This is a genomic window from Hyunsoonleella pacifica (assembly GCF_004310335.1).
GTDB lineage: Bacteria > Bacteroidota > Bacteroidia > Flavobacteriales > Flavobacteriaceae > Jejuia > Jejuia pacifica.
On the sequence record NZ_SIRS01000003.1, the window covers coordinates 657,291 to 676,125 of the forward strand.

Consider the following 18,835-nt stretch of genomic DNA (forward strand, 5'->3'; position numbering starts at 1 on the left):
TTAGATTTTAGTAGTTACTAACTACTAATAACTAAAGACTAGAGAATGGCGAATCTAAAAGAAATACGTAACAGAATATCATCAGTATCTTCAACGATGCAGATTACAAGTGCCATGAAAATGGTATCTGCTGCAAAGTTAAAGAAGGCACAAGACGCTATTACAGCTATGCGCCCTTATGCTGATAAGTTGACTGAACTTTTACAGAACTTAAGTGCAACTTTAGATGAAGATTCTGGAGGTAAATTTTCTGAACAGCGTGAAGTAAACAAAGTATTGATTGTTGCTATTACGTCAAACAGAGGTTTAGCTGGTGCATTCAACTCAAACATCATTAAAGAAGTTTCAAGATTAACATCTGAAACTTATGCTAACCAAGAGGTGTCTTATATGGCCATTGGTAAAAAGTCTAATGATGCATTCAAGAAGTCTAACAAAGTTATTGCTAATCATAGTGAAGTTTTTGATGATCTAACGTTTGATAATGTTGCTGCCATTGCACAGGATTTAATGGATAGATTTGTAGCTAACGAATTTGATAAAATTGAAATTGTTTACAATAAGTTCAAGAATGCTGCTACTCAAATTGTAATGACAGAACAGTTTTTACCAATTGTACCTGTTGAAGGAGATGCTAATGCTAATGCAGATTATATCTTTGAGCCTTCTAAAGAGGAAATTGTAGAGGAATTAATTCCAAAGTCATTAAAAACGCAATTATACAAAGGTATTAGAGATTCTTTTGCTAGTGAGCACGGTGCACGTATGACGGCTATGCATAAAGCAACAGATAATGCTACAGAATTAAGAGATCAATTGAAATTGACTTACAACAAAGCACGTCAAGCTGCTATTACTAACGAAATCTTAGAGATTGTTGGAGGAGCTGAGGCTTTGAATAACTAGTAATTTATAATTTTATACTGAACTTGTTTCAGTAACCTAAATAATTAACTAAAACCTAACTTTAACGAGTTAGGTTTTTTTGTTTTAAAAACCCTATTTTTAACCATAAAATAATTAGTTTTTGAGCATACTAAAGAAGTTCTTTAAGGATACTGTTATTTATGGCTTGGCAACAGTGTTGCCTAGACTCATGAACTTTGTGCTCGTACCATTACATACAGATACTTTAGGAACAGCAAGTTATTCAGATAATACAACATTTTATGTATATGCGGCATTTTTTAACGTATTGCTTACCTATGGTATGGAGACTGCTTTTTTTCGGTTTTTTAGTAAATCTGAAGATAAACAAAAAGTGTTTTCAACAGCACTTATAAGTTTAACCGTGACTACAGCTTTTTTTATAGGTATTGTTTTAGTTTTTAATCAACAACTAGCACAATTTGTTAATCTAAACCAAAATTATTTTAATCTATTAATTGGGGTTTTAGTTTTAGATACTTTAGTTGTTATTCCTTTTGCTTATTTAAGAGCCTCGAGCAGACCAATTAAATTTACAATGATTAAGCTAAGTAATATTGTAATTTATGTGTTGTTGAATTTTTTCTTTCTATGGGCAATACCAAAGTTTAAAATAGACTTTCAAAATTATGATTCTAATGATTTAGTTAAATACATCTTTATTGCCAATTTAGCAGCTAGCATTGTAACTTTCTTATTATTATCCCCTTATTTACTTAAAACAAAATTACAGTTTAGTAAATCTATTTTTAAACAATTGCTCAATTACGGTTTACCAATAATGATAGCTGGTTTAGCTTATGTAATTAATGAGAATTTTGATAAATGGTTGTTACCAGAAGTTTTAGGAAAAGAGATAAATGGAGCATATAGTGGGTGTTATAAAATTGCAGTATTTATGACCATTTTTATACAAGCTTTTCGTTTAGGAGCAGAGCCATTCTTTTTCAATCATGCAAAAGAACATAATGCGAAAGAAACTTATGCTAGAATAATGAAGTACTTCGTTATTTTCGGTAGTGCTATGTTAGTATTCGTTACTGCATTTCTAGACGTTTTTAAATCACTTATTGTAAGAGATGAAAGTTATTGGGTAGCCATAGATATTGTTCCAATAGTGTTGATTGCTAATTTATGTTTAGGTATTTATTTCAACTTAGCCATTTGGTATAAATTAACAGATAGAACAAGATATGGGATGTATTTATCTTTATTAGGAGCTACGATAACTATTACTTTTAATGTCATTATGATAGAAAAAATAGGTTTTATTGCAGCAGCTTGGGCAACGTTATTAGCCTATGGAATAATGATGGTTGTTTCTTATTTTTTAGGTCAAAAGTATTATCCTGTACCATATCGACTTAAAAGTATTTTAGGGTATTTATCTGTGGCAATTATATTTTCAATTTTAGCATTAAGTTCTAATGTAAACTATTATATAAATACAGCTTTAGTTTTAGTATTTTTGGGCTTAGTTGTCTTTTCAGAAAGAAATGAACTAAAACAATTACTTAAAAAATAATATGAAAATAAAAATCATTAATAAATCCAATCACGATTTACCACATTACGAAACGATAGCTTCGGCAGGAATGGATTTACGAGCTAATATATCAGAACCTAGAGTTTTGAAGCCTTTAGAACGCAGTATAGTGGGTACAGGGCTTTTTATAGAGCTTCCAGTGAGTTTGGAAGCGCAAGTACGTCCAAGAAGTGGTTTAGCTGCTAAAAAAGGCATTACAGTGTTAAATGCTCCTGGAACCATTGATGCTGATTACAGAGGAGAAATAGGAGTTATTTTGGTGAATCTATCTAATGAGGACTTTACAATAAACAACGGCGAACGTATTGCTCAATTGGTAATTGCTAAGCATGAACGTGCTGAGTGGGAAGAGGTAGATATACTTTCTGAAACTGATCGTGGAGAAGGTGGTTTTGGTAGCACGGGGACTTCATGATTAATGATTTTAGAATAAAATTACAAAGATTGGCGAATCCGCGGCACACGAATAAACAATGAAACAAATAAACGAATCAACATTTAAAAAATGAAAATAATAGTCCCAATGGCAGGTCGAGGTTCTCGATTACGTCCGCATAGTTTAACAGTACCAAAACCATTAATACCAGTTGCTGGCCAACCTATAGTACACCGTTTGGTAAAAGATATAGCTAAGGTTTTAAAACAACCAATTGATGAAATTGCTTTTGTACTAGGAGACCCTGCATGGTTTGGTGATGATGTAGTAACTAGTTTAGAAGACCTAGCAACAGGTTTAGGTGCTAAAGCCTCTATTTATCGTCAAGATAAACCTTTAGGTACAGGGCACGCTATTATGTGTGCTAAGCCGTCACTTTCCGGGCCAGCTGTAATTGCGTATGCTGATACGTTGATTAGAGCCGAATTTGATTTAGATCCAGAAGCTGATAGTGTAATTTGGACAAAACAAGTAGAAAATCCAGAAGCCTATGGTGTTGTGAAGCTAAATGGTAATGATGAAATAGTGGAGCTTGTTGAAAAACCAGAAACCTTTGTGAGCGATCAAGCTGTAATTGGAATTTACTATTTTAAGGATGTTGCGGTTTTAAAAGGGAAGTTGCAAGAAATCCTGGATGAAAACGTTATGAATGGTGGCGAATACCAAATTAACGATGGTATTAAGCGTATGATGGCTGATGGTAAAATTTTTAAAACAGGAACTGTTGACGAATGGATGGATTGTGGAAATAAAGCCATTACTATTGAAACTAATCAACGTATGTTAGGCTTTTTAAAAGCCGATGGCGAAGAAGTGTTGGTAGCAGATTCAGCTAAATTAGATAATTCAAATATTATTGAACCTTGCTTTGTTGGCGAGAATGTAGTACTTAAAAATACAACTATTGGTCCGTTTGTTTCTGTAGGGAATGGTACAGTTATTGAAAACTCAACAATAGAAAACAGTTTAATACAGACCAATACAGAAATAAAAAACGCAAAATTAAACAACGCTATGATAGGGAATAATGTGAAATACAATGGCGAGTTTACGAGCATTAGTATTGGCGATTATTCGGTTTTAGAATAAATAGGCTGATAAGAACAAAGATATGAGATGACAGGTAGCCCGCGTTAGGGATTGTAGTGGATAGCCCACAGCTTTTGCGCCCTAGTGCAAAAAGCGAGGACTTGTAACGAAAAGCCCGACCGAAGTGATCCTGCAAGGTTTTGAGAACCTTGTAGGTTTAAACGAAGGTAACGCCCAAATAAATAGTAATGAAACAATTAATCTACATACTTTTTTTCTTTGGAATATTGAATATTCCACAGGTAAACTATGCCCAAGTAGATTTTAATAAAACGCCTGATGACGATTTAGGGATTGTTGAAGACCAGTTTCAAGAGCTCTTTTTTGAAGCTTTAAAACAAAAGGGAGTTGAAAACTATGATAGAGCTGTAGATGCATTGCAAAAATGTATTGAAATTGATAAATCGCCTGCTATATTGTATTTTGAATTGGGTAAAAACTACATAAAACTTAAAAATTTTGGTGCTGCGGAAGATGCTTTGAAAACTGCGGTAGAAAAAGCTCCAGATAATGAGTGGTATTTAGATGAGCTTTACGGTTATTATGTTAGCCAAAATGATTTAAAAAAGGCACTTAAAACCGTACAGCAATTGGTGCAATACCATCCAGATTATAAACAGGATTTGGCAAACTTATATGTAAAGATGGAGAAGTATGACGCTGCTTTGGAAATTCTGGATGAACTAGATGCATCTTTTGGTATTTCTGTATCTAGAGATGTACTTCGCAATAGAATTTACAAAGCTACAGGTCGTGCTGAGGAACAGATAGAAAACTTACAATCTAGGGTAGATAAAAACCCAAAGAACGAAGCAAATTATTTGGCATTAATTTACCGCTATAGCGAACAGGGAGAGAAGCAAAAAGCTTTTGAAACAGCTCAGGGATTACTTAAAATACAACCGAATTCACAGGTTGTACATTTGGCACTTTACAAGTTTTATTTAGATAAGAATAATACTGAAGAGGCCATTAATTCTATGAAAATTGTGGTACAAAGTAACGAGATAAAACCTGATGCAAAGTTAAAAGTACTTTCAGATTTCGTTAATTTTGTTAAAGATAATCCGCAATATGAAGCTGATTTATTAGAAGCTACCGCGCTTCTTGATGGCGCTACTGATGCTAAAACCTTAACAGATTTAGGATTGTATTACCTTAACAAAGGCGATAAGGAAAATGCATTGAAAAATTTTCAAGAAGCTTTAAAATTGGATGATAACAATTTTAGTATTTTAAGAAATGTACTTATGCTTCATATTGATTTAAAACAGTTTGAAGTAGCTAAAACTAAGAGTGATGCTGCTATTATAAAATACCCTGCACAACCCTTACCGTATTTAGTAAATGGTATCGCCTTAAACGCATTGCAAAAACCGAAGGAAGCTATTACTACTCTAGAATCTGGTTTAGATTGGATTGTAGACGACAATAAAATAGAAGCAGATTTTTATAGGGAGTTAGCAAAGGCATACAATTTGCTAAACAATACAGCAAAGGCAAAATCGTTTATGGATAAGGCAAATGCACTTAAATCGTGATAAAAACACCTCAAATTTTGAAATATAAGCATATAATACCTTTAAGTTTAGTTGTATTTTTTGTTGGGTTTACAAATTGTAAATCTGCTAAAACCATTACAAGAACAGAGGATAATTTAAAGCTCTCTGCAAAGCAATTAATAAAGGCAAATAAAAAACAATCACCAGATTTTAAAACTTTGCAATCTAAATTAAAAATCACTTATTCTGAAGGCGATAAAAAACAGTCGCATACGGTAAGTTACCGCATGGAAAAAGATAAAACACTTTGGATGAGTGCCCCTTTTGGTATTATTAGAGCCAAAATTACACCACAAAGCGTATCGTTTTACAACAAATTAGATAACACGTATTTTGAAGGGGATTTTCAATATTTTAGTCAGTTACTTGGTACAGAATTAGATTTTGAAAAGGTGCAAAACATTATTTTGGGAGAGGCCTTGTTTAATTTAAACAATGATAAATATACAGCATCTGTGCAAGACAAAACCTATGTATTGCAGCCTAAAGAACAACGTAAGTTATTTGAAATATTCTTTCTTTTAGACCCATCGCTTTTTAAAGTTACCTCGCAACAATTATCACAAATGTCTGCACAACGGCATTTGCAAATCGATTATTTGGCGCATCAAAAGGTGGATGATCAAATAGTACCAGAGCATGTTAAAGTAATAGCTGTAGAGGGTGATGAGGAACTCATTGCAGAATTAGAGTTTAAATCAGTATCGCTAAACGATGATTTAAGGTTTCCGTTCAAAATTCCATCAGGTTTTAAGAAAATAGAACTATAATGCAATTTAAAGCCCACATATTTAGAAGTCTTGTTTTACTTCTTATTCTTGTTGGGAGTGGTGGTGTTTTTGCCCAAGGCCAAAAGCAAAAACAGTTAGAAACACGAAGGCAGGAACTAAGGCGGGAAATTCAAAAAATAAACGCTTTACGCACTGAAAATAAATCAAAAGAGAAATCTCAACTCTCGTTAATAGAGGATTTTAATTATAAGATTAGTGTTTTAAATAATCTAATTAAAGTTACAAATCAGCAAGCTAATTTGTTAACTAGGGAAATCAATAACAATCTAAAACAAATTGATAATCTTAGAAACGAATTAAAACTACTAAAAGAAGACTATGCGGCGATGATTGTTAAATCGTATAAGAGCAGAAACCAACAAAGTCGCATCATGTTTCTACTGTCTTCAAACGATTTTAAGCAAGCCTATAAACGGTTGCAGTATATGAAGCAATATACGAGTCACCAAAAAGAACAGGGAGAAATAATTAAGTCTAAAACAGCTCAATTACAGAAGATAAATAAAGATTTATTAGTTCAAAAAGAAGAAAAACAAAAATTAGTTGCCGAAAATAAAAAAACACAGCAAACACTAGAAAAAGAGCGCGCACAACACCGTTCTATAATGGCTACTATCCAAAAAGATTTAAGTAAGTATACCTCACAAATAAAATCTAAACAACGAGAAGCGGCAAGAATTGATAGAGAAATACAGCGTATTGTTAGAGCAGAAATTGCAAAATCTAATAAGAAGACAAATACCACGAGTAGTACCAGTTTCGCTCTAACTGCCGAAGAAAAAGTATTGGCTAGTAATTTTGTGTCTAATAAAGGTAAATTGCCTTGGCCTGTAGCTAAAGGTTTAGTAAAGGCAAGATACGGTAAGCAGCCGTCTTTAATAGATAGGTCTTTAATTGTGCAGCGTAATGGGGTATTAATTACTACAGAAAAAAATGCTAAAGCCCGTGTAGTCTTTAACGGTACAGTAATTAGAGTAACAGCTGTAAGAAACTCCAATCCTATGGTAATGATTAAGCACGGTAACTATATAACGGTATATAAAAATCTGTCTAAAGTTTACGTTAAGGAAGGCGATAAACTTAAAACCAAGGATATTATTGGCGAAGTCTCCACAAATTTAGAAGGTGACACAATCTTAAGTTTCTCTATTTTTAAAGATGCACAAACTCAAAATCCAGCTAGTTGGATTTATAAGATGTAACGCTACAAACCTACTGTCATGCTGAACTTGTTTCAGTATCTATCGAATACTATAATTTGGGCGTTACCCTCGATGTAACATCCGTCTACAATATTTACGCATTCGTCCTCGGGTCAGACTTTCACTACTCAATCCCTCCTGCGTCGGGGATTTCAAACATGCCGTTCAATCCCTAACGCAGCTTTCTGCAAGCTAAAGTTATATTATTTTTAGCTTTTTAATCATAAAAGCTACTGCCTTAAAAAAGAATAATTTACTAAACTCTAGTAATCACATAACCACGCTTTGTTTTACGGTAATGATTACCATTCCAGAAATAATAACTTCTCCCTTTTACTTTTACAATTTTGTAATGTCTTGGAGGTGTTTTAACAATAGTTACAGATGCAGGTCTTGTTACCACTTTAGTGGTGCAAGACGATAAACTTATCATACAAATAGTAGATAATAAAATAACAAAAGTTCTCATAGCATTAAGATTTTGGGTGTCTTTAATACTTATAAGACCTTAGTCTCATAAAAAGGTTTAAATCCAAATAATTAAAAAAACCTTATAAGGATTATTGCTGTCAACCTGAACTTGTTTCAGGTTCTCATTATAATGTACAATTAGAATATTGAGATTCTGAAATAAGTTCAGAATGACATATTTTAAAGTTTAATCAAATAAAGCTTTCAACTCAGTGGCATCACTAGGTTTTATTTTACCAGCGAGTAATAAACTCAATTGTTTTCTACGTAAAGCTGCCTTAAAACGTTCTTTTTCCAAATCGGTTTCAGGGATTACTTCGGGAACAGCAATAGGACGTCCAGTTTCGTCAACAGCAACAAATGTATAAATGGCTTCATTCGCTTTAGTTCTAGCACCAGACTCTCTATCTTCCATCCAAACATCAATATAAATTTCCATAGAAGTATTAAAAGCTCTAGATACTTTAGCTTCAACAGTAACTACGCTACCAAGAGGCACAGCCCTATTAAAAGCCACATGGTTAACAGAAGCGGTAACTACAATACGTCTGCTATGACGCCTTGCAGCAATACTAGCAGCACGATCCATACGCGCTAATAATTCACCACCAAATAAGTTGTTTAAAGGATTGGTTTCACTAGGTAAAACCATATCAGTCATTGTAGTTTTAGATTGTTCAGGAGTTTTTGCTTGCATCTCTTTTCTTTGATGCTGCAAAGTTACATATTAAAGCAATAATGTAAAGTGTAATTTTCTGCTAAACTAGTCTAGTTTTTCTACTAGTAACCACGCATCCTTATTATGCGTTCTTTTAATGTTTTTAAGAGCTTTAAGTGCATCAAGTCTACCTTCATAACTCGCATATACTACTTGATGTAAACCATAACGATTCGCACCAATTTTTCTCGCACTAAATCCTTCAGCTTTTAATTGCGCTACTTTTTTATCACAGTTCTCCTCTACTCTAAAGGCACCAGCTACAATATGGTAATTACCTGTTTGTTTAGTTACATTTAAGGTAATGGCAGGAAGCGGATTTAAACTAAACGTAGCTTTTTGTATGGTACTATCTAATTGTTGCTTAGCCTGTGCTTCGGCCAACATGTTATGTTCCTCAATTTCTCCTACATAATATTTAGAAGCCAATACACCACCTAGCGTTAAAGCGATAAGAGCTACAGCAGCATATTTAAAATAGCCTCTGTTTTTGCGTTTTTCAGGAGTAATTACAATAGGTGCGGCTTCTTCAATAGCTGTAACAGTTTCTTTATAAACCTCACGAGTTATGGCTTCAGATGTAAACTGAGACAAACCAAAGGCATTTGTAAGATAATTTAAGTTATAAGAAGGCTCAAAAACTATCTTGCCTTCATTATTAAAAATAATCTCACCAATATTATTAAACGTGATAGTCTCGCCTTGTGTTAAGTAAGACTTTAAAATTTTCACACGTTTTTTTATCTTTTTTACCGCAACTTCAAAAGGTATTTTTTCAACATCTGAGATATAGCGAGCCAACAATCCATCATTATTTTGGATTTGTTCATTGAAGGCAATTACCTTTCTGGGAGGATAAAACGAATTAGTGTCCTTATTTATAGTAGCTGATTGACGTTCAGTTAAAAACGCTCCAAAGTCAGGTACAATCACACATTCATATCTATATAGTAAATCGCTAATAAAGGTTTCTAGTTGCATAAAGCAAATTTAAAAAAATATGGTTTTTGTAAAATTTTTGACTTAACTATTTATTAACAATACAAAAATCCGTTTCTTGCATTTGTAATTTATGTGTTTTAAATGACTGAAAACGACCTACTATACACTTTAGCGCTACAACATGTGCCAAACGTTGGAGATATTACTGCGAAACGCCTTATTAGTCATTGTGGTTCAGCCGAAGCAGTGCTAAAAGAGAAAAAGCAAAACTTACTTAAAATTGATGGTATTGGCGAATATGTACTAAGCGAATTGTTTGAAACAAGCCATGTATCCGAAGCTGAAAAAGAATTACAGTTTATAAGAGATAATGATATTACAGTATCTTATTTTAACGGAAAAGACTATCCAGAAAAGTTAAAACATTGTATTGATGGCCCTATTTTACTGTTTCAAACAGGACATATTAATTTAAAACAGCAACATATTATTAGTATTGTTGGTACCCGAAAAATAACGACACAGGGTATAGCTTTTTGTGAAAAGCTTATAGAAACTCTAGAACCGTATAATCCAATAATTATTTCAGGTTATGCTTACGGCACAGATATTACGGCGCATAAATTAGCCATAAAACATAATTTGCAAACAGTTGGGTGTTTAGCACATGGGTTAAACCAAATTTACCCCAAAGCACATAAGAAGTATATGGTGGATATGGAGAAAAACGGAGGGTTTTTCTCTGACTTTTGGAGTACATCTGGGTTTGATAGAAAAAACTTTTTAAAACGAAATCGTATCATTGCAGGTGTAAGTGAAGCTACTATCGTTGTTGAATCAGCCGAAAGAGGTGGTAGTTTAGTGACTGCAGATATTGCACACTCCTACAACCGTGATGTGTTTGCAGTGCCTGGGCGAACTACCGACCAATTTAGTGTGGGTTGTAACAACTTGATTAAGCACCAAAAGGCACACATGATGACAACGCCATTAGATGTACCTTATATTTTGGGTTGGGAACTTGAGAATGCTGAAACACCAGTAGTTCAAAAAAAATTATTTGTAGAGTTAGATGCTACTGAAAAAGTAATTTATAACTACCTCAAGGAAAACGAAAAACAACAATTAGATCTTATCGCTTTGAACTGTGATATGCCTATCTTTAAAGTATCGAGTACTTTACTAAATATGGAATTAAAAGGTGTTATAAGACCTTTACCTGGTAAGTTGTTTGAGGTTATTTGATTGGCTTGATTATTGATCATAGTTTATTGAAAATAAATAATTTATGTATATTTACAATCTTAATTTTCTTATATGAGTATTAAACCAATTTTTTCTGGTAAGCCTTACGATATCGAAGAAATAAAGATGTCAAAAGATACTTTTTTTGCTAAAATAAATGTAATTACAGGAGAAGAAGGAGAGTTTTGGGTTTCCATAAGCCCCTCTCTTAATGTGTCTGGATATGGTAAAACAAAAGAGGAAGCTCAAGAATCTTTTCATTATCACATGCAATTATTTTGGGAAGAGTTAAAAGCATTGAAGATGAATACCAGACATTTAATGTTAAAAGATTTAGGTTGGAATAATAAGTTTTATGCTAAAAAACAATACTCAAAAGCCTTTGTAGATGAAAATGGAGTTTTGCAAGATTTGAAATCTGCTGAAATAAATTCTTTGGAAAGTCAAGCAGCTTAATCAATGGGGAATAACCGACCAGTAAAAACTAAAGATTGGGTTAGGTTTCTAATTGCTCATAAATGTAAATATTTAAGAACCAAGGCTTCTCACGATCATTATAAATGCCCTAATTGTTGGAGAACTATTACTCATAGAGAGAAAGATAAAGAAATACCACCAATGCATCTACGTACAAATTTAAGAACAATGGGGTTGACTCTAGAGTATTTATACAATTGGATTAAAGAAAATTAATACCCAACCTTTTCACGAACCCTTTCCAAAACTGCGTCAGCTACTTTTCTAGCCTTTTCGGCACCAATAGCTAAAGCTTTGTCTATGTCGCCAAGGTTACTCATGTAGTGGTTGTAACGCTCACGTGGTTCAGCAAATTTATCAATAATCAATTCGTATAAGGCTTGTTTTGCATGTCCGTAACCGTAACCACCTTTTTCATAATTGGCTTTCATTTCTGTAATTTGTGATGCATTAGCTAGTAAGCTATAAATAGCGAAACAGTTACAGGTGTTCCAATCTTTAGGATCTTCAAGTGGCGTACTATCAGTTTTTATAGACATAATTTGCTTGCGTAACTTTTTATCTGCTAAAAAAATATTGATAGTGTTGTTTCTGCTTTTACTCATTTTTTCGCCATCAGTACCAGGAACCAACATAGTATGTTCTTGAATTTCAGCTTCAGGCATTATAAAGGTTTCGCCACCAGTTTGCTCATGAAAATAGGTAGCCACTTTTCTTGTCATTTCAATATGTTGCTCCTGATCTTTCCCTACAGGAATAATCTCGGAATCATACAATAATATATCAGCAGCCATTAACATAGGATAGGTAAATAATCCTGCATTAACATCCTCTAGTCTATCGGCTTTATCTTTAAAACTATGGGCTAGTTTTAGTCTGTTATATGGAAAAAAACAATTTAAATACCAGGTTAACTCAGTTACTTGAGGAATATCACTTTGTCTATAAAACACTGTTTTTTCAATATCTAATCCAAACGCCAACCAAGTTGCAGCAGTAGAATAGGTATTTTCTCTTAAGGTTGCAGCGTCTTTAATTTGCGTTAGTGTATGCAAATTTGCTATAAACAAATAAGAATCGTTTTTAGGATCTTCGGCCATTTTAATTGCAGGCATTATAGCCCCTAAAATATTACCTAAATGTGGTGTTCCAGTACTTTGTATGCCTGTAAGTATGCGTGCCATAATAACTACCTGCGAAAGCAGGTATCTTTTTTTATTAGAAATAATAAATTTTAACCGATGGCAAAGGTAATCCATTTCATAAAAACCTCAATACAATTGCTTATTTTTGACTTTAATGATGTTTTTTAAATATATATTCTGGACGCTTTATCGTATTTGGTTTTACATTCTAGTAGCACTGCCTATTTTGATATTGTTTCCAATGTTATTGATTTCTATTTTAAAGGAATCATGGTATCCTTTCTTCTTTAAACTAGCGCGAGTGTGGGCGAAGTTTATTTTAATTGGTATGGGATTTAACTATACTATTAAGCGGGAACAAACACTAGAAAAAGGTAAGAGCTATATGTTTATAGCTAACCATACATCTATGGTAGATATTATGTTGATGTTAACTGCGGTTAAAAATCCGTTTGTATTTGTAGGCAAGAAGGAACTAGCTAAAATTCCATTGTTTGGATTTTTCTATAAACGTACTTGTATTCTAGTAGATAGAAGTTCAGCAAAAAGTAGGCAGGCTGTATTTTTAAGAGCCCAAAGGCGTTTACAACAGGGTTTAAGTATTTGTATATTTCCAGAAGGCGGCGTGCCCGAGGAGCATATTATTTTAGATACATTTAAGGATGGCGCATTCAGATTAGCAATAAACCACCAAATCCCCATAGTACCATTAACTTTTGCCGATAATAAAAAGCGTTTCTCTTACACGTTTTTTAGTGGAGGTCCTGGAAAAATGAGAGCTAAAATTCACAAGTTTATTCCAACTACAGGTTTAACTACCGATGATACAAGACATTTAAATGAATCTTCAAGGGATATCATTTTAAATCAATTACAAAGTTTTAATAAATAAAAAACTGCTCTTGGGGAAAGAGCAGTTTTTTTAGATACCAGTTCCGAGCTTAAAGGAAGCCGATATCATCTAACCAAAAACCTAAAATTTAATTCCGAATCCGGTGTAAACCCCAATAAAGAAAGGTTGAAAATCACCAGACGTATTTCTAAAAGTGTTAATTTGATATTTGAACATTGGTTCAAAATTTAAATTAATCTTTTCTGATATTTTATAATTTACACCTAAACCAAAGTTGGCACTATAACTGGTGTTGTTAATACTAGTGTCGTTTTCTTGTAATAGCGTGCGCTGTCCTTCTATTACAGAAGCCGATTCGTAATTGTTTAGAAACAAAGAGCTAAATCCTCCAATAACATTTAAACCTAAGCGCTTATTGGAGATGGTATATTGTAATTCCAAGGGTACCTCAATAAAACCAAACGACTGATTGATGCTAGTATTAGTAGCCTCAAAAGGTGTAATGTTGTTCGATTTAAATGTATTAGCACTCATTATAGCAACATTATCTCCCGCACTAATAGCTGATGTTCCTGCAGTATTGTTGGTGACAGTGCCACTTATTGTACGTAATGTTTGGGTACTAGCACTAGCATTTACAGTACTAAAAACTACAACGTCATTAGTATTATAACCTAAGTTTACACGATTGATCCCAGAGCGTACGGTAAGCCGTTTATTTATAGCATAGCTAGCGTTGAGACCGTAGCTCATATTTACTTCGCCACTTTTAGAGTTTTCATTGAACTGGGCACCTATAGATGATCCTTTTCCTAAGCTACTAAAATATACGGGTGCTACATTTGGAGCTACACTCCATTTATTAAATGCGACTTCAGTCTTTTCTTCTTCAAGGAGCGATTTGTTTTGCTCAATAGCTTCTCCAATAGATTGCTTACCTTCCTTGGTGTTGTTTTCTGCAACTTCTTGCTTAGCTTTATTCTCTACAGGCACTGTAGTTTTATGCTCGGTATTTTCCTTATCTGAAGTAATTGTATTATTTTGTTTAGTAACTATAGTATTCTTTACAAGATTTGTTTTATGCTTATCTGATCTACTTTCTTGGGTTGATGAAGTTTCTTTTTCAGAATTATCTTTAAGATTTGCAATCTCAGTTTTAGTTATATGATCTTTGTAAGTTATAATTGCAGGGTTATCATCTTTTGAAGGTGCTTTAAAAGTTTTCTTATAAGTTTCTTCATTTGTATTAGTGTTAGCAATTGATGATGATTGTTCTTTAGGAATTATATTCTTGTTTACTTTCTTAGTTTGATTAAATGAAGAGTTAGTATTATTCCCTTTGGTACTTTTTAGAATATCATTTGTTTCAACCTCAGTTTTATCTTCTGCAATAACACTATTCTTTGCTTCACTATTGGTATCACTGCTATTTTGAAGGTTTTCATTAATAGTATTTTCTATATCTGTTTGCTCGGTATCAACTATTTGTGGTGTTATTTGTTCTACTTCATCATTGTTAAATAGAGACACACCAATTGTAAGCATTACTGCTAAAAGTGCAGCTACACCAGCATAACGCCACCAAATAGGGATAACCCTTTGCTTTTTCTTCTTTTCGTTAAGCTTAGCTTCTATGTTGTTCCAAACAGTATCATCTGGCTGCACTTCAAAATCTTTAAAGTGTTCCTGATATAGTCTGTCTATATGTTTTTTATCTCCCATTACAAGGATTGTAGGTTTTTCTTTTTGTTATGTTGTTCTATAGTTTGCTTCAAAATTTGCCTTGCTCTTGCTAGGTTAGATTTTGAAGTTCCTACAGTAATTTCTAGCATTTCTGCTATATTTTTATGAGAATACCCATCAAGTGCATAAAGGTTAAAAACCAATCTGTACCTGTCGGGTAAATCTTGTATAATTTGCAGAAGATAATCAATGGAGATTTCATCCTCGTCAACTTCTACTTCTACATCTTCGGTTATGTTTTCATTTATAATATCAAAAACTTTTTCGTTACGATAGCGTTGCAATACAGTATTTACTGTAACCCGTTTTAGCCAACCTTCAAAAGAGCCTTTATGTTTATATTGTTCAATTTTATTAAAAATGGTTAAAAATGCGTCTTGTAAATTATCTTGTGCTTCTGCATAATTGCGCGAATACTTTAAGCATGTAGAAAATAACTTGCCCGAAAAGAGCTTATATAGTTCCCCTTGTGCTTTAGTATCATTGGCTTTACATTTTTCTATGAGTTGGTTTAAACTCAAATGACACAAAAATTAATTTACACTTAGTTTAATTAGTTACTGGTACTTCTATCTCTAGAAATATATCCTCATTATTATCGTCTTTGCCCTGCCAAAATTTAAAAATATAAGAAACATTACTGGTAACTTGAAAATTAAAAGTGGCTGTAAGAGTTTCATCAACTAAATCAATACAATCATTACGCTCAAACACTGTATTTACTACTGCAACCGTTCTTTCATTATTATGCGGAGCATAATAAAACTTTCCAAAGATATGACAGTTTGAAGGTCTTTTATAGGTCACTCCTATAGTATGTACTTCTCCTAATGTAAATTCGTCTGGAATATCTACACTTTCAATAGGTATGAAAACACTTTTAAATGACAAATTATCATCATTCTTGTTGCAAGAGAAGAATGAAATAAACACAAATATGAAAAATACAATTTTTTTCATAATAAAAATTTGGGCTTTTTAATTTATATATAGATGCAACATCTCACATAAGGTTGCGTAAAAAAATAAATAAAGGCATTTTGATTCTTTATTAAAAGAAAAAACTTATATATTTACATGTAAAATTCTTATAAAATGAAAAAGTTTTTTGTATTGTTATATGTTTTCGGTTTATTATTTTCCTGTAGTGAAAAGGATGATTTTATTCCGGAAATGGAAAATTCATTGTCTGAAAAAAATATTTTGACTTTTACATCAATTGAGGATTTAAAAAACACTATATCTGAAATAGATATTTTAAAAAGGGAACAGGAACATAGGATTTATGATGTAAGTTATTCGAGTATACCAAATTCTTCTGTTACATCTAATATTAAAGAAATAGATTATTCAAAAATCTTACCTGCTTTAGAGGGTTATCATAAGAAGAGTTTAAAAAATGTTTATGAATTAAGAGAAAAACTAGGTTTTACTAGTTTGCAAAGTATTGTAGAAGAAATCAATTCCTTGAAGCTCCTCAACCCGCAAAAAGCGGATGAGTTATTTAACAACTTTAGTAAGTTTTTAGTTCAATCAAAATTTGAAGTGTCAAGTGTTTTCGGAGATAAACTTTCTAACATTTTAAATGAAGAAGCCAGAGTTATGGTAAATGATGAATTGCTAGACTTAAACTCTAACTCAACAAATGAATCTCAAGAATTAATGCAAGGTTTAATTATTGAAGGTAATGTTCAACTGGAAGATAACAATGGAGGGCAAACATCCAATAAATTAATACAAAATGATTCTGGTATTTTGTTTCTAAATGACTTTATGGCTGTAATTTGGGAGGTTGGTAAAAAAAGGAATACCAGTAATATATTTAGTAGATATGATTATTTTTCAAGAATTTCCGGATTCATCAGAATTCCAGGGGGAGGTAAGTATGTCAGTTATCCAATATCATGGGAACTAGAACCTGGTTCTTACTGTGAGTATAATGGTATTACTAATCCTTTCAGGTTTGGATTTCCAGAAAAATGGACTAATGTTAATAGCATTACTAACAGAGGTTATAAATCAAGTCGTAATTTCTATTTAAACAAAGTATATATTACGAGAGGCATTTTTTCAATAGAAATTGATAATGAAAAATTCACAATACTAAGTGATCCTTTTCTCAGAAATTACGATAATTATGATCCAGATAATCCTATTTATGATTAAACTAAAAATCCCGTCAATGCGGGATTTTTTAATTATAATAAGGAATGTTATTCGCCTTTGATAACTTCTTTAATTTTTTCTTCTAGTTCTTCAAATAACTCTGGGTTATCTTTTATAATTGCTTTTACAGCGTCTCTACCTTGTCCCAGTTTGGTTTCACCATAGCTAAACCACGAACCACTTTTCTTTATAATGTTGTGTTCTACAGCTACATCTAATATTTCTCCAACTTTCGATACCCCTTCTCCGTACATAATATCAAATTCACACATCCTAAATGGTGGTGCAACTTTATTTTTTACAACCTTAACACGGGTTTTATTTCCTAAAACTTCACCATTACTATCTTTAATTTGCGTAGATCTACGAATATCTATTCGTACTGAAGCATAGAATTTTAGTGCATTACCACCTGTTGTTGTTTCTGGATTACCGAACATTACCCCAATTTTTTCGCGCAATTGGTTAATAAAGATTACAGTACAATTTGTTTTGCTAATAGAAGCGGTTAGTTTTCTTAAAGCTTGAGACATTAAACGTGCATGTAAGCCCATTTTAGAGTCCCCCATTTCTCCTTCTATTTCACTTTTGGGAGTTAATGCTGCTACAGAATCTACTACAACAATATCGATAGCTCCAGAACGGATTAAGTTATCGGCAATTTCTAGAGCTTGCTCTCCATTATCTGGTTGAGAAATGATGAGGTTATCTATATCTACACCTAATTTTTCGGCATAAAACCTATCAAAAGCATGTTCTGCATCTATAAAAGCTGCTATTCCTCCTGCTTTTTGTGCTTCGGCTATAGCATGCAATGTTAAAGTAGTTTTACCTGAAGATTCAGGTCCGTAAATTTCAATGACACGGCCACGAGGATAACCTCCCACGCCTAAGGCAATATCTAACCCTAAAGACCCTGATGGGATGGCATCTACATCTACCACTGCGGCATCACTCATTTTCATTACGGTGCCTTTACCGTAAGCTTTATCTAGCTTATCTAACGTTAATTTTAATGCTTTTAATTTTGCTTCTTTTTCGCTGCTCATTATCTTCTTTGATGTAAAATTATTCATGCTAAAATACTATATCTTTCTAGATGTTACAATAATAGTTTTCAACACAAATACAGGAAATTTGATAGCTGTATTTTTTAGCTAAAAAAATTTTTTTTTAATCGAGACGCAACCTTTTTATTTTTTCTGCATCTAATGTTAAAGTGGGTAAAATTTTGCCGTGAAAAAGAAAATTTATAATTCCAAATCCCATTTATATAAAGCATTAGGCGTTTCAATCATTGTATATCAGATTATAGAATTGTGTTAAGCCCATTGCAGCTAACTCTTATTAATTTTATTTATGAAAAAGAAAAATTTAATGATGAGTTACTCGAAAAAAGCACTTTGTTCCTAATAAAAGTGCTTTTTTTATGCCTTTATTTCTCCAAATGTTTTGATAGTATGAATTTGAGAATGACTTTGGCGGATAAGTTGCGTTAGGGATTGAACGGTATGTTTGAAAT

20 protein-coding genes are annotated in these 18,835 nt (G+C 32.8%); 12 read left to right on the top strand and 8 right to left on the bottom strand.

Annotated elements, in window-relative coordinates:
- Positions 1-45: 45 nt before the first annotated feature.
- The 7 genes from atpG (at position 46) to EYD46_RS09080 (ending at position 7,553) form a co-directional block, all read left to right on the top strand.
- Positions 46-906 carry an ATP synthase F1 subunit gamma gene (atpG, locus tag EYD46_RS09050; protein ID WP_130936747.1) on the top strand — a complete coding sequence of 287 codons (861 nt, stop codon included), beginning with the start codon at positions 46-48 and terminating at the stop codon, positions 904-906.
- Positions 907-1,027: 121 nt separating this feature from the next.
- On the top strand, positions 1,028-2,452 hold the full coding sequence (locus EYD46_RS09055) for a lipopolysaccharide biosynthesis protein (protein WP_130936748.1): 1,425 nt from the start codon (positions 1,028-1,030) through the stop codon (positions 2,450-2,452).
- Position 2,453: 1 nt separating this feature from the next.
- Positions 2,454-2,888: a dUTP diphosphatase gene (dut, locus tag EYD46_RS09060; protein ID WP_130936749.1), complete on the top strand. Its 435-nt coding sequence runs from the start codon at positions 2,454-2,456 to the stop codon at positions 2,886-2,888.
- Between the two features lie 90 nt (positions 2,889-2,978).
- Complete coding sequence (locus EYD46_RS09065; protein ID WP_130936750.1) at positions 2,979-3,998, top strand: sugar phosphate nucleotidyltransferase; 1,020 nt, start codon at positions 2,979-2,981, stop codon at positions 3,996-3,998.
- 188 nt (positions 3,999-4,186) lie between these two features.
- Positions 4,187-5,539 (top strand): tetratricopeptide repeat protein, encoded by a 1,353-nt coding sequence (locus EYD46_RS09070; RefSeq protein WP_130936751.1) that lies wholly within the window; start codon positions 4,187-4,189, stop codon positions 5,537-5,539.
- Positions 5,540-5,556: 17 nt separating this feature from the next.
- On the top strand, positions 5,557-6,330 hold the full coding sequence (locus tag EYD46_RS09075; protein ID WP_229731309.1) for a DUF4292 domain-containing protein: 774 nt from the start codon (positions 5,557-5,559) through the stop codon (positions 6,328-6,330).
- The gene (locus tag EYD46_RS09080) at positions 6,330-7,553 is read left to right on the top strand and encodes a murein hydrolase activator EnvC family protein (RefSeq protein WP_130936752.1); all 1,224 of its coding nucleotides are present in this window, start codon (positions 6,330-6,332) and stop codon (positions 7,551-7,553) included. Before EYD46_RS09075 ends, EYD46_RS09080 begins: the two co-directional genes overlap by 1 nt.
- 256 nt (positions 7,554-7,809) lie before the next feature.
- On the opposite strand, the gene EYD46_RS09085 is transcribed toward EYD46_RS09080, so the two are convergent.
- From EYD46_RS09085 to EYD46_RS09095, 3 genes are all read right to left on the bottom strand, one after another.
- On the bottom strand, positions 7,810-8,022 hold the full coding sequence (locus EYD46_RS09085; RefSeq protein WP_130936753.1) for a DUF6515 family protein: 213 nt from the start codon (positions 8,020-8,022) through the stop codon (positions 7,810-7,812).
- 189 nt (positions 8,023-8,211) lie between these two features.
- A complete protein-coding gene (locus tag EYD46_RS09090; protein WP_130936795.1) occupies positions 8,212-8,721 on the bottom strand; it encodes an acyl-CoA thioesterase in 510 nt (169 codons plus the stop codon).
- A gap of 66 nt (positions 8,722-8,787) precedes the next feature.
- On the bottom strand, positions 8,788-9,723 hold the full coding sequence (locus tag EYD46_RS09095) for an HU domain-containing protein (protein ID WP_130936754.1): 936 nt from the start codon (positions 9,721-9,723) through the stop codon (positions 8,788-8,790).
- A gap of 102 nt (positions 9,724-9,825) precedes the next feature.
- Between EYD46_RS09095 and dprA the strand changes: the two genes are divergently transcribed.
- The 3 genes from dprA (at position 9,826) to EYD46_RS09110 (ending at position 11,622) form a co-directional block, all read left to right on the top strand.
- Positions 9,826-10,929: a DNA-processing protein DprA gene (gene dprA, locus EYD46_RS09100; protein ID WP_130936755.1), complete on the top strand. Its 1,104-nt coding sequence runs from the start codon at positions 9,826-9,828 to the stop codon at positions 10,927-10,929.
- A gap of 72 nt (positions 10,930-11,001) precedes the next feature.
- Complete coding sequence (locus EYD46_RS09105) at positions 11,002-11,385, top strand: hypothetical protein (RefSeq protein WP_130936756.1); 384 nt, start codon at positions 11,002-11,004, stop codon at positions 11,383-11,385.
- A gap of 3 nt (positions 11,386-11,388) precedes the next feature.
- Positions 11,389-11,622 carry a type II toxin-antitoxin system HicA family toxin gene (locus EYD46_RS09110; protein WP_130936757.1) on the top strand — a complete coding sequence of 78 codons (234 nt, stop codon included), beginning with the start codon at positions 11,389-11,391 and terminating at the stop codon, positions 11,620-11,622.
- On the opposite strand, the gene trpS is transcribed toward EYD46_RS09110, so the two are convergent.
- Positions 11,619-12,590, bottom strand: a complete 972-nt coding sequence (gene trpS, locus EYD46_RS09115; protein ID WP_130936758.1) for a tryptophan--tRNA ligase — start codon at positions 12,588-12,590, stop codon at positions 11,619-11,621. The genes EYD46_RS09110 and trpS overlap by 4 nt on opposite strands.
- A 115-nt stretch (positions 12,591-12,705) precedes the next feature.
- On the opposite strand from trpS, the gene EYD46_RS09120 reads away from it, so the two are divergent.
- Positions 12,706-13,443: a lysophospholipid acyltransferase family protein gene (locus EYD46_RS09120; RefSeq protein ID WP_130936759.1), complete on the top strand. Its 738-nt coding sequence runs from the start codon at positions 12,706-12,708 to the stop codon at positions 13,441-13,443.
- Positions 13,444-13,524: 81 nt separating this feature from the next.
- Here the strand turns inward: EYD46_RS09120 and EYD46_RS09125 are convergent, their stop codons facing one another.
- The 3 genes from EYD46_RS09125 to EYD46_RS09135 are packed head-to-tail and all read right to left on the bottom strand — an operon-like array spanning position 13,525 to position 16,107.
- Complete coding sequence (locus EYD46_RS09125) at positions 13,525-15,126, bottom strand: hypothetical protein (protein WP_130936760.1); 1,602 nt, start codon at positions 15,124-15,126, stop codon at positions 13,525-13,527.
- Positions 15,126-15,668, bottom strand: coding sequence for an RNA polymerase sigma factor (locus tag EYD46_RS09130; RefSeq protein WP_130936761.1), 543 nt, complete (start codon positions 15,666-15,668; stop codon positions 15,126-15,128). Before EYD46_RS09130 ends, EYD46_RS09125 begins: the two co-directional genes overlap by 1 nt.
- 28 nt (positions 15,669-15,696) lie before the next feature.
- Positions 15,697-16,107, bottom strand: a complete 411-nt coding sequence (locus tag EYD46_RS09135) for a hypothetical protein (protein WP_130936762.1) — start codon at positions 16,105-16,107, stop codon at positions 15,697-15,699.
- A gap of 135 nt (positions 16,108-16,242) precedes the next feature.
- On the opposite strand from EYD46_RS09135, the gene EYD46_RS09140 reads away from it, so the two are divergent.
- The gene (locus EYD46_RS09140) at positions 16,243-17,313 is read left to right on the top strand and encodes a hypothetical protein (RefSeq protein WP_130936763.1); all 1,071 of its coding nucleotides are present in this window, start codon (positions 16,243-16,245) and stop codon (positions 17,311-17,313) included.
- Positions 17,314-17,360: 47 nt separating this feature from the next.
- Here the strand turns inward: EYD46_RS09140 and recA are convergent, their stop codons facing one another.
- The gene (gene recA, locus EYD46_RS09145; protein ID WP_130936764.1) at positions 17,361-18,362 is read right to left on the bottom strand and encodes a recombinase RecA; all 1,002 of its coding nucleotides are present in this window, start codon (positions 18,360-18,362) and stop codon (positions 17,361-17,363) included.
- Positions 18,363-18,835: the final 473 nt, after the last annotated feature.